The 14,774-nt window shown below is 66.1% G+C and carries 11 protein-coding genes and 1 riboswitch; of the genes, 4 read left to right on the plus strand and 7 right to left on the minus strand.

Annotated features, from left to right (window positions below; genetic code table 11):
- Nucleotides 1–23: 23 nt before the first annotated feature.
- Nucleotides 24–149, minus strand: a riboswitch (ZMP/ZTP riboswitch).
- Nucleotides 150–166: 17 nt separating this feature from the next.
- Nucleotides 167–1,012, minus strand: coding sequence for a lytic transglycosylase domain-containing protein (locus tag BLR24_RS14850; RefSeq protein ID WP_093018082.1), 846 nt, complete (start codon nucleotides 1,010–1,012; stop codon nucleotides 167–169).
- A gap of 598 nt (nucleotides 1,013–1,610) precedes the next feature.
- Here BLR24_RS14850 and BLR24_RS14855 point away from each other — a divergent pair.
- Both BLR24_RS14855 and BLR24_RS14860 read left to right on the plus strand, forming a co-directional pair.
- Nucleotides 1,611–5,423, plus strand: a complete 3,813-nt coding sequence (locus BLR24_RS14855; protein ID WP_093018085.1) for a DUF748 domain-containing protein — start codon at nucleotides 1,611–1,613, stop codon at nucleotides 5,421–5,423.
- 190 nt (nucleotides 5,424–5,613) lie between these two features.
- Nucleotides 5,614–8,484, plus strand: coding sequence for a DUF349 domain-containing protein (locus BLR24_RS14860; protein WP_093018267.1), 2,871 nt, complete (start codon nucleotides 5,614–5,616; stop codon nucleotides 8,482–8,484).
- 96 nt (nucleotides 8,485–8,580) lie between these two features.
- On the opposite strand, the gene BLR24_RS14865 is transcribed toward BLR24_RS14860, so the two are convergent.
- The 6 genes from BLR24_RS14865 to BLR24_RS14890 all read right to left on the minus strand — a co-directional run bounded on the left by BLR24_RS14865 (nucleotide 8,581) and on the right by BLR24_RS14890 (nucleotide 12,534).
- Nucleotides 8,581–8,874 (minus strand): GYD domain-containing protein, encoded by a 294-nt coding sequence (locus BLR24_RS14865; protein WP_093018087.1) that lies wholly within the window; start codon nucleotides 8,872–8,874, stop codon nucleotides 8,581–8,583.
- Between the two features lie 243 nt (nucleotides 8,875–9,117).
- Complete coding sequence (locus BLR24_RS14870) at nucleotides 9,118–9,909, minus strand: M90 family metallopeptidase (protein WP_093018089.1); 792 nt, start codon at nucleotides 9,907–9,909, stop codon at nucleotides 9,118–9,120.
- An 8-nt stretch (nucleotides 9,910–9,917) separates the two neighbouring features.
- On the minus strand, nucleotides 9,918–10,688 hold the full coding sequence (locus BLR24_RS14875) for a UDP-2,3-diacylglucosamine diphosphatase (protein ID WP_093018269.1): 771 nt from the start codon (nucleotides 10,686–10,688) through the stop codon (nucleotides 9,918–9,920).
- Nucleotides 10,689–10,713: 25 nt separating this feature from the next.
- Nucleotides 10,714–11,226 carry a peptidylprolyl isomerase gene (locus tag BLR24_RS14880; protein ID WP_093018091.1) on the minus strand — a complete coding sequence of 171 codons (513 nt, stop codon included), beginning with the start codon at nucleotides 11,224–11,226 and terminating at the stop codon, nucleotides 10,714–10,716.
- Nucleotides 11,227–11,256: 30 nt separating this feature from the next.
- Nucleotides 11,257–11,805, minus strand: a complete 549-nt coding sequence (locus BLR24_RS14885) for a peptidylprolyl isomerase (protein WP_254787317.1) — start codon at nucleotides 11,803–11,805, stop codon at nucleotides 11,257–11,259.
- Between the two features lie 138 nt (nucleotides 11,806–11,943).
- A complete protein-coding gene (locus BLR24_RS14890) occupies nucleotides 11,944–12,534 on the minus strand; it encodes a tetratricopeptide repeat protein (protein WP_093018095.1) in 591 nt (196 codons plus the stop codon).
- Between the two features lie 191 nt (nucleotides 12,535–12,725).
- On the opposite strand from BLR24_RS14890, the gene cysS reads away from it, so the two are divergent.
- Entirely contained in the window at nucleotides 12,726–14,102 is a 1,377-nt protein-coding gene (gene cysS, locus BLR24_RS14895) for a cysteine--tRNA ligase (RefSeq protein ID WP_093018097.1), read from the plus strand.
- A 17-nt stretch (nucleotides 14,103–14,119) separates the two neighbouring features.
- Nucleotides 14,120–14,770, plus strand: a complete 651-nt coding sequence (locus BLR24_RS14900) for a DNA-3-methyladenine glycosylase family protein (RefSeq protein WP_093018271.1) — start codon at nucleotides 14,120–14,122, stop codon at nucleotides 14,768–14,770.
- Nucleotides 14,771–14,774: the final 4 nt, after the last annotated feature.

Here is a 14,774-nt window from a genome sequence, read left to right on the forward strand (position 1 = left end):
AGGTCCTTGTTCTTCAACCAAACAAGGGCTGCCCAGGCGAACGGCTGAACGCCTGTATGGATGCCAGGCGGCACGCTTCCCAGTGGTATTCCACGTCAGCGCGGGGCACCGTGGGGGTGCTGCGCCTATCGCCAGTCGCGTACGGGGTGAAGTGTAGCGCAGGGCCTCAGGAAACTTCCGAAAGCAGGGCCACTTTCTGCGGGTCGGCTGCCGGCTCGGAGGCCTGTTGCCGCTTCGGGGGCGTCGCGACGGGGATCGGCTGCGCGCGCACCGCCGGCGCCGCCGTGGGCGGATTGCGGCCATTGGCGACCTGCAGCAACCGTTCGTGCTCGGCGAGCACCTTGCCTGCGTAGCCGCCGTCGTCTTCGAGGTTGGCGGCACCTACGTAGTAGCGCAGGCCGCCTTCGAGCGATCCGGCGCGGGCGATGCATTCCTGCAGCACCTTCACGCCAACGCGCATGTTGGTCACCGGGTCGAACGCGGTGAGCGTGCCGCCCGCGCTTTCGTACTTGTCGCCGTGCACGCGCGTCATGACCTGCATGAGGCCCTGGGCGCCCACCTGGCTCTGGGCAAACGGGTTGAAACTCGATTCGACGGCCATGATGGCGAGGATCAGCGTCGGATCGAGCTTGGTGCGCTTGCCCAGGTGATAGGCCTCGGCGACCAGCACGCTCAGCGGTTCGGCCGCCACGCGGTACTTCTTGCTGAGCCAATACGCCACGGCCGCCTGTTGCTTGGGCAGGTCGCCGGGGCTTGCGGCCGTGGTGCGCACGATGGCGGTCGGCTCGAGGTCGGTGGCTTCCGGTGCCGGCTTGCGCGATTGCAGCCAGCCCATCAGTTGCTCCTCACCGGTCTGGCGCAGGTCCGGCCGTGCCACGAGGGCGAGTGCCGCGAACACGATGGCGAGACCAACCAGTGCAAACCCGTTGTGGGTGATTTCAAAAAAGCCGTCTGCCACATCGGACGCAAAGGTCCGGAGCCCGCGGGCCGTGGCATCAAACGCCTTGTTCATCGCTCTTCCTTTCTGTGCGGCACCTGTTCGCAGCGCCGCAAAGGCGATGGATGAAGGCTACGGCGCTTGGATTGGTACGAATCAGGCTCCGCGCATGGAGGTGTAGGGGGTAAGAGCGCGGCGACCTGATCAAGCCGGGGGGATTCGGCGGCGGATTCAGGAGGCCCCTGCTGGGTCTGGGCAGCCAGGGGGCAGGCCGGATTCTAGCGTGGCTAAATACCCGGTCAAGCATAAGAAACCTTATCCTTATGCAATTACATATTTAAACAGATTGTTCCCATTGAGCGGGCCTACCCTAGGGTATCCCCTTGGTGGATGGGATTGCAATGCAAGGGGGAGGCGCCTAATCTGGAGACGCCTGAGTTATTCAGGCGTGTTCCGAAGTCAGATAGCCCGAGGTGCAAGTCAAGGGCTCGAACGGCAGAGGACCCACGGCGGCAATCTCTTGCTGCCAGCACGGCAGGAACCATAGACTTCCGGTCGCGCGAATCGATGGCATGGGTCTCGGGCCCGCCATCAAGCCCGGTAATGAGACATTCGTCTGATTGCCGGGCTTTCTTGTTTCTGCCCTGTTCTTTCTTTACGGCACACTCCCGCGATGGATGCAGCTTCGCTCAAACAAAACAAATGGGTGCGACGTGGGATCGTCGCGGTGCTGGCTCTTCTGGCGCTCTGGATCGTTGCCTGGCTCGCGGTACCGCCGATCGCCAAGAGCCAGCTCCAGAAGATCGCGAGCGAGAAGCTCGGCCGGCAGGTCACCGTCGGCAAGATCGACTTCAAGCCCTGGACCCTCGAACTCGCCGTGGACGATCTGCGCATTGCCACGGCCGACGGCAGCCGGCCCCAGGTGGCCGTCAAGCGGATCTATGCCGACGCCGAACTGCAATCGCTCGTCCGTCTGGCGCCGGTGATCGACGCCGTCACCGTCGAATCGCCGGCCATCCTGCTCACGCACCTTGCCGACGGCAAGTACGACATCGACGACATCCTGGCCAAGCTGGCCGCCGCTCCGCCGTCCGACCCCAACGCCGAGCCCGCGCGCTTCGCGATCTACAACATCTCGATCAAGAATGGCGCGGTCGACTTCGATGACCAGACAGTCAAGCGCAAGCATGAACTGCGCGATTTCGTGCTCAACGTGCCGTTCCTGAGCAACCTCGCCTCCAAGCGCGACGTGAACACCGAGCCCAAGCTCGCGTTCGCGCTCAACGGCGGCAAGTTCGATTCGGCAGCCCTGACCACGCCGTTCGCGAAAAGCCGCAAGACCGACGCCCATCTGCAGTTCAAGGGGCTCGACCTCGCGCCCTATCTGGGTTACCTGCCGGGCGGCCTGCCGGTGAAGCTGCAGGCGGGCAGCCTGGACGCCGACCTGAAGATCGACTTCGAGCAAGCCGCCACGGCCGGCCTCAGGATCACCGGCACGGTCGAAGCGCAAGGTGCCAAACTGGGCGACGCCCGGGGCCGCGATCTGCTGGGCTTCGACTCCCTCAAGCTGGCGCTGGCGGACGTGCGTCCGCTGGAGTCGGTGTTCCATCTGAGCGAAGTTGCGCTGTCCAACCCGCAGCTCGCGGTCGCGCGCGATGCGCAAGGCCGGCTCAACCTGCTCGCCACCGATCCGGCCACGGGGGCTGCCGAAAAGGTGTCGCCGCCTGCGTCCGCGGCCAGCGCTCCGGCCGGAAAGGCGGCTGAAAAGCCGAAGCTGAGGGTCCAGGTCGACAAGGTCGCCTTGAGCGGCGGGCGCATCGGGTGGCGCGACGAAACGGTTCAGCCCGCGGCGGCCGTCGAGGCGAGCGCGCTCGGCCTCGACCTGACGGGTGTCACCTGGCCGATGGAGAAGCCGGCCCAGTTCAGCGGCAGCACCGTCATTGGCGGCGCGACGCTCAAGTTCCAGGGCAGCGCGACCGACAAGAAGGCCGACGTGCAGACCGAAGTCGATGCGCTGCCGCTGTCGCTGGCGGCACCTTACTTGGCACACAGCCTCGAGCCCACGCTCGATGGCAAGCTCAGTGGACAGATCGATGTCGCCTGGGATCAGCCCGACCTCAGGTTCAAGGCCCGACGCTTGGCCGCCGACGGCCTCGCGCTGACGCAGGCCAAGACCGCGCTGGCAAGCGTCGGCCGCTTCGAGCTGGTCGATGCCGAAGTCGATATGACGAAGCACACGCTGAACGTGGCTTCTTTCACGGCCACCAATCCCAAGGTGAACGTCGAGCGCGACAGCGAAAAGCGCTGGATGTTCGAGCGCTGGCTCAAGGCACCGGCCGCCGGCAACGGGGCGGCAGCGCAGGCCAAGGTGGCTGCGCCCAAGCCGGCCGGCGCGGGTGCCGCAACGGCGCCGCCCGGCGCCAACACCAAGCCCTGGGCCCTGACCATCGCCACCCTGGCGATCGAGAACGGCACGCTTTCTTATGCCGACAAGGCCAGCACCACGCCGGTCGCGGTCGAGATCACGGCGCTGAATGTGAACGCCCAGAAGGTCGCACCCGACACCGCCACGGTATCGCCCCTGCAGATTTCGGGGCGCATCGGCTCGCGGCGTTCCGAGCCGGGCCGCTTCGACTACAAGGGCAACCTGGTGCTCAAGCCGCTTGCGGCCGAGGGCCGGCTCGACGTGGCATCGTTTCCCGCCCATGCCTTCAAGGCCTACTACGCCGATGCCCTGAACGTCGACATCCGCCGCGCCTTCGCGAGCTACCGCGGCACCGTGCGCTATGCGAGCGCACCGGCAGGCATGACCCTCAAGCTGGCCGGCGACACCGCGCTCGACGACTTCCGCGCCAACAGCATTTCGCTCACCCAGTCGCCCGGCTTCGACCGCAACACCAACCAACTGCTGAGCTGGAAGACGCTGAGCCTGCGCGGCCTGCAGGTGAGCCTGGCGCCCAATGCGGCGCCGGCGGTGGACGTGCGCGAAACCACGCTGACCGACTTCTTCGCCCGTGTGATCGTCGACCCGACCGGCCGCCTGAACCTGGTGAACCTCACCAAAAAGGGCGAAGCGGAGGCCAATACAGCTGCCGCAGCCACCCCCGAGGCGAAGACCCGCAGGAGCCTGGGCGGAACGAGCACCACGACCCGCACCCCTGCGCAGGCGGGCGGCGCGCCGGTGTCGGCCGAGTCCATGGCCGGTGGCAGCTCGGAGCCGGCCAAGCCGGCCTCAGCGCCGGTTGCAACGGCCCAGGCGCAAGCCGACGCCGGGCCCAAGCCGATCATCAACTTCGGACCGATGAGCCTTGTCAACGGCCGCATCGACTTCACCGACCTGTTCGTGAAGCCCAACTACTCGGCCGACCTGAGCGCACTGACCGGCAAGCTCAGCTCCTTCTCGTCGAATCCACCCAAGGGAGAGAGCGGCCGCCCCGCGCTGGCCGACCTGGAGCTGCGCGGCAAGGCGCAGCAGACCGCCGCGCTGGAAATCACGGGCAAGCTCAACCCGCTGGTCAAGCCTATCGAGCTCGACATCACGGCCAAGATGCGCGACCTCGACCTGGCCCCGCTCTCGCCGTATTCCGTGCGCTATTCGGGCCACGGCATCGAGCGCGGCAAGATGAGCATGGATGTCAACTACAAGGTGGCGCCCGATGGCCAACTGACGGCCACCAACAAGCTGGTGCTCAACCAGCTGCAGTTCGGCGAAGAAGTGCAGGGCGCGCCCAACAGCCTGCCGGTGCGGCTCGCGGTGGCCCTGCTGGCCGACCGCAACGGCGTGATCGATGTCGACCTGCCGCTCAGCGGCTCGCTCAACGATCCGCAGTTCAGCATCGGCCCGCTGATCTTCAAGGCCGTGATCAACCTCATCGTGAAAGCGGCGACCGCGCCTTTCAATCTTCTGACCGGCGGACTGGGCGGCGGCAGCAGCGAATCGAGCACCATTGCTTTCGAACCCGGAAGCTCGGAACTCGGCGCCAGTGCAAAGGAGAGCCTAGACAAGGTCGTCAAGGCATTGACGGAGCGCCCGGCCCTGCAGATGACCGTGATCGGCACGGCCAGCCTCGAACGGGAGCGCGACGCCTACCAGCGCCAGCGCCTGCGCCAGCTGGCCCAGGCCGAGAAGCGGCGCGTGGTGGTGCGCGCCGGCCAGGCGGGCACCGACGTGCCGCCACTCACCGATGCCGAATACCCCGAACTGCTGACGGCCGTGTACAAGCGCGCCGACATCACCAAACCGCGCAACATGGTCGGACTGGCCAAGGACCTGCCCTTGAAGGAGATGGAAAACCTGCTGCTCGCGAGCGTTCCGGTCGACGAGGAGTCGATCCGGCAGCTGGCCGTCGAGCGCGGTGCGGTGGTGCGCGACTACCTGCTTGCGCAAAAACTGTCGAGCGAACGCCTGTTCCTTGGCGCCGTGAAAACCACGGCGAGCGGTGCCGACTGGAAGCCCGGTGCCGAACTCAAGCTGGCCATGAAATGATCCGCAGCCACTTGGTTTTTCATGCCGCCTCGCTATATATATAGGTAGACGCCGCTGGGATTCCGGGGGTCATTTGGCCGCTGTTGCGGCATGTAATTCAACCGCCCGCCACAACTGGGTGAAAATGTCGATGTGCGCCGGCCTTTGCCGGCGCCTTCGCTTTCTCTCTTCAGACAACGATTTCGCGCAAGTGACCTCTACTTCTTCCAAGCCACACGACCTCCAGGCCCTCGACACGCTCACCGGCGGCGCCTTCACCGCGCCAACTTCGGGCGAGCGCGCCGCGCGCATCCGCGACTGGCTCGCGGGCAACCCCGCGCCTGAGCAAATGCAGGAAGTCTTCAAGGAGCTGAGCGGCCGCGACAAGGGCGCGGCGCGCCTCCTGCGCGAAAAGCTCGACGAGCTCAAGCGCGCCAAGGGCCAGGAAGCCATTGCGGCCGAATGGGCGCAAAAGGCCGAGGCCTTGCTGGCTCAGTCCAAGCTCAATATTGCCGATGCGCTCGCCTGGCAGCGCGACGCCGCCAAGGCCGGCGCGCCGCTGTCGCGCGAGCCGCTGGCAGGTTTCAAGGTGCAACTCGCCGAGCGCGTCAAGGGCATCGAAGACCTGCAGCACCGCGCCCAGGTGCACCGCGAAGCCGCCGTTCTGCTCGCACAGCGCTTCGAAGTGCTGTCGACCAAGAGCTGGCAAGACGCCCAGGCCGCCGAAGAATCGCTGCGCGCCGACGTGACCCATTGGCAACAGCAGGCCGGCGACATCACGGCCGATGCCAACTGGAACAGCCTCGACGCCAGGTTTGCCCCCCAACTCGAGTCGTCGAAGGCGCAATTGCTGGTCGTGTCCGATGCGTTCCACGGTGCGCTGGCCCAGGCGCAGGCTGCGGCGGCCGATGCCGCGGCCCCCTTGCCACCGGTGCCCGTCTGGGCCGACGAACTGCGTGCCGCTCGCGGCGAGGTGGTGGCCCCCAAGGCCGCGCCTGCCAAGCCCGCCGCACCCAAGGTCGACCCGTCGGTGCGCGCCGCAGCGCAAGACGCCGTGCAGGCCGCGCTCGCCAAGCTTGAACAGGAAACGGCCGAAGGCCACGGCAAGGCCAGCGCCGGTGCGGCTTCAGCATTGCGTGCAGTGCTGAAGGAACACGGCAAGCTGGTCGATGCGCCGCTCGAGGCTCGCGTGCATGCGGCGCTGGTTGCCGCCGGCGAGCTCGAAGGCTGGCAGCGCTGGAGCGCCGACAAGGTGCGCGAAGACCTCGTCGCCAAGGCCGAAGGCCTGCTCAAGCGCCCCGAAGGCCAGGCGCTCGGCGGCCGCAAGATGCAGGAAACGCTGCGCTCGCTGCGCGACCAGTGGAAACAGGCCGACCAGGGCGGCGTGCCGAACCATGCGCTCTGGAAGCGCTTTGACGAAGCCTGCAACGAAGCCCACAAGGTGGTGGAAGCCTGGCTCGAAAAGGTTCGCGCCGATGCGGCCGAGCACCGCGCCCATCGCGTGGCGCTCATCGAAGAGGTCAAGGCCTGGGCGGCAGAGCACGCCGCATCTTCGGACCTGAAGGCGCACAACCGCGCGCTGCATCAGTTTGCCGACCGCTGGCGCGATGCCGGCCACGTGGGCGAGAAGGTCTTCGCGGAGTTGCAGCCGCAGTGGAATGAAGCCTTCGGTGCCGCGCGTGCGCCCTTCGAGACCGCACAAAAGGCCAGCATCGAACGGCGCCAGGCCATGATCGCGGAGGCTGCCGAACTCGGCGCCCAACCCATGCTGCGCATCGATGCGGTCAAGGCGCTGCAGCAGCGCTGGCAGGCAGAAGCCCAGAGCGTGCCGCTCGACCGCCGCCACGAACAGAAGCTGTGGGACGCATTCCGCGCACCCATCGACGAAGCCTTCAACCGCAAGACGGCGGAGCGCGAGAAGTCGGCCTCCGCCATGAGCGAACACGATCGCCACGTGCTCGAGGCCTCCAAGGCGCTCGACGCGGCCAACGCCGGCGGCGACGTGCAGAAGATTCGCGCCGCCATCGTGCGCCTCGAAGCCGCGCTGCGTGGCGAAGCGCCCCCGCCGGCACCCGCCGCGAAGCCCGCGCAAGCGCCGGCGGCTTCCAGCGACGGCCCCTCGGTCGGCGCGACCGAAGTCGCCGCGCCCGGGCAGGCCGCGGCCGAATTCGGCGAAAGCGCCGAGCAGGCGCCGGGCTCGAGCGATGCAGAAGCCCTGCCGGCTGCACATGCCGAAGCCGCGGAAGCTGCAACTCCCGACCTCGTGGCACCGGCCGACGGCGCCGACGCGTCTGCGCGCAGCGATGACGCGGCACACGAAGCCGGCGAAGCGGCTGCCGTCGAGAGCCCCGCGCCTGCGGCGGCACCGAAGCCCGCATCCAAGCCGGTCGTTGCCATGCGTGGCGACGACCGTCCTGGCAGCAAGAAGACAGACGCGGCACCTGCTGGCCGCGCTGGCGGCAAGTTCGGCGATCGTCGCGATGGCGCCCGTCCGGGCCCGGGCGGCCCTGGCCGTCCCGGCGATCGCGGCGCGCCTCGTCCCGATGCCCGCGGCGACCGCGGCGCACCGGCCGGACGCTTCGGCGATCGTCCCCCGCGCTTCGAAGATCGCGGGCCGAGGCTCGGCGATGCCGCCTTCCGTGCCCAGCGCGAAGCGCTCGAGCGCGCGGACATGGCGCTGCGCAAGCTGGCGGCACAGGCGCACGGCGAAGCGCTCACGCAAGTGCTTGGCGCATGGGAACAGCGCGACGCCTCGAAGCTGCCCAGCGTCCAGGAACTGGGACGAGCGGTGACGCCCGCGGTACGCAGCGGATGGTCTCAGGCTGTCGGTTCGGCGCCCAAGGCCGCACCCGATGAAGCAGCCGAAGCCCTGCTGCGGCTCGAAATGGCCGCCGAAGTGCCGACCCCTGCCGAGCAGCTCGACGCACGCCGCGCACTGCAGCTCAAACTGCTGACGAAGCGCGGCGATCCAGCGCCGGTCCAGACCTGGGGCCAGGACGCGGGCAAGGTGCTGGCTGCGGCGCATGACGCTGCCAGCGCGCGCCGTTTGCAGAACGCACTGAAGGCCTTGCTGCGCAAGTAAGGCTTCGGCGCAAGTCCACGAGAAAGCCCGCTGCACGCGGGCTTTTTCATTTCACTGATCGGCAGCGTCACAGTCCCGGCGCTCCGCCGACGCGGCTCAAGGCAGCTTGGCCAGGATCTTGTCCATTTCCCCGGCGGTGTAGGCCCGCAGGGAGCGCGTGTGCACATTGCCCTGCATTGCGATCGCGAGGCTGAATGCGGCGATCGCCTGTTCATCCTCGGCCTCCAGCACGCAGACCACATCGCAGTCACCCATGGTCCAGTAGATATCGCGCATCTTGACGCCGAGCTTCTGGGCGCTTTCCTTCGCGGCAGCGGCGCGCTTGGTGGTTTCCTTGACGCTCTGGATGCCCTTGTCCGTGAAGTTCAGCATACCGATATAGGTCACCATTTTTTGCTCCTGTGTTATCCGCGGGGGATGAATCACGTGAGGCAACGCCGCCCCCGACGGCGACGCTTCAGGTCATCACGCGCAACAGTGCTGTGGTGGGCGATGGCGGAGCGATGCTACGCCTGAGGCTCGCAAAGGCAAGGTACTGCACGCCAGTTCATACCCTGGACAGGGTATGCGGGCCGGTCCCGTGCGCGTAAGCAAAGAAACGCAGATGAGCAGATGCGCAGATGCGAAGGGCAGTCAGGCCCGTTCGGCCCGAAAGAATTCGTCGAAGAGAGCAAGCACTGGAGGGAAGTCGCGGGCGAAGTTCGGACGGTTCACGAAATAGGCCTCGCAGGCCACAGCGAAGAATTCGCTGATCGACACCGCGCCGTAGTCGTCGAGCCAGGGCGCTTCGGCGCCAAAGCGGTCGGCGAGGATCGTCTTCTCGCGAAAATTCTCATATGCGGGCTGCAGCACTGCCATCCAGGCGGCGCGGGATTCGCGGGCACTGCGCTTGCCCGCAAATCCTGGCGGCAGCGGTGGACAGCCGTCGGCGTCGCCGCCGCGCATGTCGATCTTGTGAGCGAACTCGTGGATCACGACGTTGTAGCCGCCGCCCGCCGTGATGCTGCTTGCGAGCACGTCCTGCCAGCTGAGCATCACCGGTCCGCGGTCCATGGCCTCACCGGCCACCACCTCGTCGTATTCGTGCACCACCTGCGCTTCGTCGACTATCTTGCGCCGTGCGACGACCTCGGACGGATGCACCACGATGCCGACGAAATCGTCGTACCAGTTCAGCCCGCCCTTCAGGTTCAGGACCGGCAGCACCGCTTGCGCGGCAATGGCCAGAGCAACCTCGTCGGTGATGACGAAGCCCTGGGTGCCATGGAACTCCTTGTCGCGCAGAAATTCGGCGGCCAGGGTGCGCAGCCGTTGCTGCGCATCGAAGGGCAATGCGCCGAGAAAGGCATAGCGCTCGAGCGTGGCACGCCAGGCAGCTTCGGGAATCGGGGGCAGGGCGCGCAACCGGCGCAGCCACTTGAACATGGGCCGCGCTAGCGCAGGTCGACGCGCTGCGCGCCGGCGGTGGAAAGGCAGAGCAGCTGCGCACGCGGCGGGTGGGCCGCGGCGTCCCAGTCGCTCAGCACCATGCGCCGCAGGCCGTCCCCCAGGTCGTGATCGGCGGGCCTGTGCGTATGGCCGTGCACCAGCGTGCGCGCACGCGCCTGATGAAGCCATTGGCGGGCGGCGCCGCCATCCACGTCGGCCCAGCGCGCCGACGGGTCGCGCTTGCGGTCCTCGCTTTGCACGCGCATGGAGCGCGCGAGCGCCCGGCGCTCGGCGAGCGGCCGCGCCAAAAACGCCGCCCGCCATTCAGGCGTGCGCACCTGGCCGCGAAACTTGAGGTAGTCGGTATCGTCCAGGCAAAGAATGTCGCCGTGGCTCAGGAGCCAGCGTTCACCGTGCAGCACAAGCACCGTGGGATCGTCCAGCAGCGTGAAGCCGCATCGTGCGGCCAGCGCGGCGCCCACGAGGAAGTCTCGGTTGCCGTGCATGAAGTACACCGGCAGCCGCTCGGCCGTTCGGCGCAGCAATTCGGCGCACTCGGCCTCGAAGCCAGGGAGGTCGGCTGCGTCGTCGCCCACCCACACCTCGAACAAGTCGCCGAGGATGATCAGTGCATCGGCCGGCGTGGTTTCCAAATAGCCCCGCCAGGCCTCGAAGGTGTCGGGCTCGCCGGCTTGCAGATGCAGGTCGGAAATCAGGTCGACGGTGCGCCATGCGGGCGGGGCGAGCAGCTCCTTGAAAGCCGGGGGTGCCGCCATGTCCGAGCCCATGCCGCGCCGGTCTTTATTCCGAGACGACAACGGCCTTTTCGATCACGACGTCTTCGAGCGGAACGTCATCGTGGAAGCCCTTGCGGCCCGTCTTCACGGCCTTGATCTTGTCGACCACGTCGGCGCCGCCGGTGACCTTGCCGAACACCGCATAGCCCCAGCCCTGGGCCGAGGGAGCGGTGTGGTTCAGGAAGCCGTTGTCAGCCACGTTGATGAAGAACTGGGCGGTGGCCGAGTGCGGAGCGCTCGTGCGGGCCATGGCAACGGTGTAGTTGTCGTTCTTCAGGCCGTTGTTGGCTTCGTTCTCGATCTCGGCGCCGGTGGGCTTTTGCTTCATGCCTGGCTCGAAGCCGCCGCCCTGCACCATGAAGCCCGGGATCACGCGGTGGAACACCGTGTTGTCGTAGTGGCCGTTCTTCACATAGCTGACGAAATTCTCGGACGACTTCGGCGCCTTGACGCTGTCGAGTTCGAGTGTGATCACGCCGTAGTTCTTGATGTGGAGTTCGATTTTGGGGTTGCTCATGAGGGAGTCCTTCTTTCGGATGTTCGGAAATTACTTCGCCAGTGTGGCGGACTTGATGACGATGGGTTCGAGCGGCACGTTCTGCATGCCGCCCTTGTTACCGGTTTGAACAGCGCGGATCTTGTCGACCACGTCGGTGCCGGACACGACGCGGCCGAACACGGTATAGCCGTAGCCATCGGGGTTGGGCGCGTTGAGCGAATCGTTGTTCTTCACGTTGATGAAGAACTGCGAGGTGGCCGAGTTCGGGTTGCCGGTGCGGGCCATCGCGATGGTGTACCTGTCGTTCTTGAGGCCGTTGCTGGCTTCGAGCGCAATGGGGGCACGGGTTGGCTTTTGTTGCATTTCAGGCGTGAAGCCGCCGCCCTGGATCATGAAGCCGTCGATCACGCGGTGGAACACGGTGCCATCGTAGTGCTTGTCCTTGACGTACTGCAAAAAGTTCTCGACCGTCTTGGGTGCCTTGGCCTGGTCGAGTTCGATCAGGATGTCGCCCGCCGATGTGTCGAGCTTCACGCGCGGTCCGGCTTCTGCATGTGCGGCGCCGGCGAAGGCGAGGGCGGACGCCAGCACCAGCACGGCGCGGCGGCTGAATCGAGCGGATTGGATAAGAACTTGGGTCGTCAAGAAAAGCTCCGGTGTGCGAATGATGTGGGGCTCGGGCCGGCCGATGCAAGCCGCCGCGGCGCCAATGCACCGTTGGCAGCTGCTCGCAGGCTACTTGCTCGCGCGGCCGACCGGCTTGCGAACTTCGGGCGGTGCCGCGGGCAGGGCCGCGGCATCGGCTTCGGTCTTGGGGGTGAAGATCTGGCGGATCAGCGAGAGCTTGGGCGCAACGCTGGCATTGGTGCTGGCAAATTGCTGCGCGCGCACATATTCCTGGGCCGCGAGGCGGGCGTAGACATCGCCCAGGTTCTCGTGCGCGGTGGCGTAATTCGGATTGAGCTTGAGCGCCTGTTCCAACGCCGCGCGCGCCTGGTCGAACTTGCTCTGCGATGCGTAGAGCGCGGCCAGGTTGTTGTAGGGCTCGGGCAGTTCCGGGAAGTCTTGCGTCAATTGCGTGAACGCGGCGATGGCCTCGTTCTGCTTTTTCTGCTCGGTGAGGATCACGCCGCGCAGAAAGCGCATTTGCGGGTCGCGCGGCTTGCCGGCAATGTAGGTATCGGCCTTGGCGAGCGCCTCGTTCGACTTGCCCTGGCGCAGCAGGGTGTTCACGTCGTCGTAGTCGTTGGCATACGCGGCGGAACCCCACAGGCTGAAGAGCAATGCGAAAGCAAGGGAGAGTTTGGTGAATGCGACGTGCTTCATGAAGCCTCGGCAGGATTGGGAAATGCGGGCCTCGAAAACACCCGGAAGGACACGGCGGTAGCCGTTTATACTGCGTTGCATTGTAGCCGAGGGGCCATGTCCAACCCCTCGCAGCCACTGCCCCGTCACCCCTGAAATACACCGTCGTTCGCCCGTGCCGCACGTGCGCGAAGCGACGCTTTCCGAGCCTCATGAGTCTGCGCATCTACAACACGCTCTCGCGTGAACTGGAGGAATTCTCCCCATTGCAAGCCGGCAAGGTGCGCATGTACGTTTGCGGCATGACGGTCTACGACCTCTGCCATCTGGGCCACGCCCGCTCCATGATTGCGTTCGACCTCGTGCAGCGCTGGCTCAAGGCCAGCGGATACGGCGTGACCTATGTGCGCAACATCACCGACATCGACGACAAGATCATCCGCCGCGCCGTCGAGAACGGCGAAACGATCCGCTCGCTCACCGACCGCATGATCGACGCGCTGCACGAAGACGCCGATGCGCTCGGCATCGAGCGCCCCACGCACGAGCCCCGCGCCACCGACTACATCCCGCAGATGCTCTCGATGATCGGCACCCTCGAGAAGAAGGGCCTGGCCTATCGCTCGGACAACGGCGACGTGAACTACGCGATTCGAAAGTTCCCGGGCTACGGCAAGCTCAGCGGCAAGTCCATCGATGAGCTGCACGCCGGCGAACGCGTGGCCGTGCTCGACGGCAAGGACGACCCGCTCGACCCCGTGCTCTGGAAGAGCGCCAAGGCGACCGAGCCCGACGAAGTGAAGTGGCCCAGCGAATTTGGACCGGGCCGTCCGGGCTGGCACATCGAGTGCTCGGCCATGGCTTGCGAACTGCTCGGCGAAACGCTCGACATCCACGGCGGCGGCGAAGACCTGCAGTTCCCGCATCACGAGAACGAAATTGCACAGAGCGAAGGCGCCACCGGCAAGCCGCTGGCCAACTACTGGATGCACAACGGCTTCATCGTGACCGACAACGAGAAGATGTCCAAGAGCCTGGGCAACTTCTTCTTGATCCGCGATGTGCTCAAGAAGTACGACGCCGAGACCATTCGCTTTTTCGTGGTGCGGGCGCACTATCGCCGTCCGCTCAACTACAGCGACGTGCACCTGGACGACGCCCGCAATTCGCTCAAGCGCCTTTACACGGCGCTCGACCTGGTCGCGCCAGAAGCCGTGGCCATCGACTGGAGCGACCCCTATGCGGCGCGCTTCAAGGCCGCTATGGACGAAGACTTTGCAACGCCCGAGGCGGTTGCGGTACTGTTCGACTTGGCGGGCGAGGTGAACCGTACGCGATCGCCCGCACAGGCCGGGCTGCTGAAGGCGTTGGGCGGCTGCCTGAACATTCTGCAGAGCGATCCGACGAGCTTCCTGCGCGCGGGCGCGACACTGGACGAAGCCACCATCCAGGCGCAGATCGACGCGCGCGCGGCCGCCAAGGCCGCGAAGAACTTTGCCGAGGCCGACCGCATCCGCAACGACCTTCTTGCGCAGGGCATCGTGCTCAAGGATTCGCCCACGGGCACGACCTGGGCCGCCGCTCAGTGAACGGAACGACCAACCCCATGCCGGCTTCCAGGAATCCGGCAATCAAGATCTATACGCCGGACTATTGGGAAGAGGCCTGCAAGCACCTGGCCAAGAAAGACCGGGTGATGAAGCGGTTGATTCCGAAGTTCGGCGATGCCTGCCTCGAATCGCGCGGCGACGCGTTCACCACGCTCGCGCGAAGCATCGTGGGCCAGCAGATTTCGGTGAAGGCCGCGCAAACGGTCTGGGACAAGTTCGCGCTGTTGCCACGCAAACTGACGCCCGCCAACGTGCTCAAGCTCAAGGTCGACGACATGCGCGGGGCAGGGCTGTCGGCCCGCAAGGTCGAGTACCTGGTCGACCTGGCCATCCATTTCGATTCCGGCGCGGTGCACGTTGATGCCTGGAAGGACATGGCCGACGAACTCATCATCGATGAACTGGTCGCTATCCGCGGCATCGGCCGCTGGACGGCCGAAATGTTCCTCATCTTCCACCTGATGCGCCCCAATGTGCTGCCGGTCGACGACCTCGGCCTGCTCAACGGCATCAGCGTCAATTATTTTTCGGGCGATCCGGTGAGCCGCAGCGATGCCCGCGACGTCGCCGTGGCCTGGGCGCCGTATTGCAGCGTGGCGACTTGGTATATTTGGCGCTCGCTCGACCCGGTACCGGTCGCATACTGAACAA

The sequence above is a fragment of the Variovorax sp. OV700 genome, assembly GCF_900099805.1.
Taxonomy (GTDB): domain Bacteria; phylum Pseudomonadota; class Gammaproteobacteria; order Burkholderiales; family Burkholderiaceae_C; genus Variovorax.

What these genes read in the sequence shown, in the direction of transcription:
- BLR24_RS14850 (WP_093018082.1), bottom strand. Translation starts at nt 1,012, where the DNA reads ATGAACAAGGCGTTTGATGCCACGGCCCGCGGGCTCCGGACCTTTGCG.
- BLR24_RS14855 (WP_093018085.1), top strand. Translation starts at nt 1,611, where the DNA reads ATGGATGCAGCTTCGCTCAAACAAAACAAATGGGTGCGACGTGGGATC.
- BLR24_RS14865 (WP_093018087.1), bottom strand. Translation starts at nt 8,874, where the DNA reads ATGGTGACCTATATCGGTATGCTGAACTTCACGGACAAGGGCATCCAG.
- BLR24_RS14870 (WP_093018089.1), bottom strand. Translation starts at nt 9,909, where the DNA reads ATGTTCAAGTGGCTGCGCCGGTTGCGCGCCCTGCCCCCGATTCCCGAA.
- BLR24_RS14875 (WP_093018269.1), bottom strand. Translation starts at nt 10,688, where the DNA reads ATGGCGGCACCCCCGGCTTTCAAGGAGCTGCTCGCCCCGCCCGCATGG.
- BLR24_RS14880 (WP_093018091.1), bottom strand. Translation starts at nt 11,226, where the DNA reads ATGAGCAACCCCAAAATCGAACTCCACATCAAGAACTACGGCGTGATC.
- BLR24_RS14890 (WP_093018095.1), bottom strand. Translation starts at nt 12,534, where the DNA reads ATGAAGCACGTCGCATTCACCAAACTCTCCCTTGCTTTCGCATTGCTC.
- cysS (WP_093018097.1), top strand. Translation starts at nt 12,726, where the DNA reads ATGAGTCTGCGCATCTACAACACGCTCTCGCGTGAACTGGAGGAATTC.
- BLR24_RS14900 (WP_093018271.1), top strand. Translation starts at nt 14,120, where the DNA reads ATGCCGGCTTCCAGGAATCCGGCAATCAAGATCTATACGCCGGACTAT.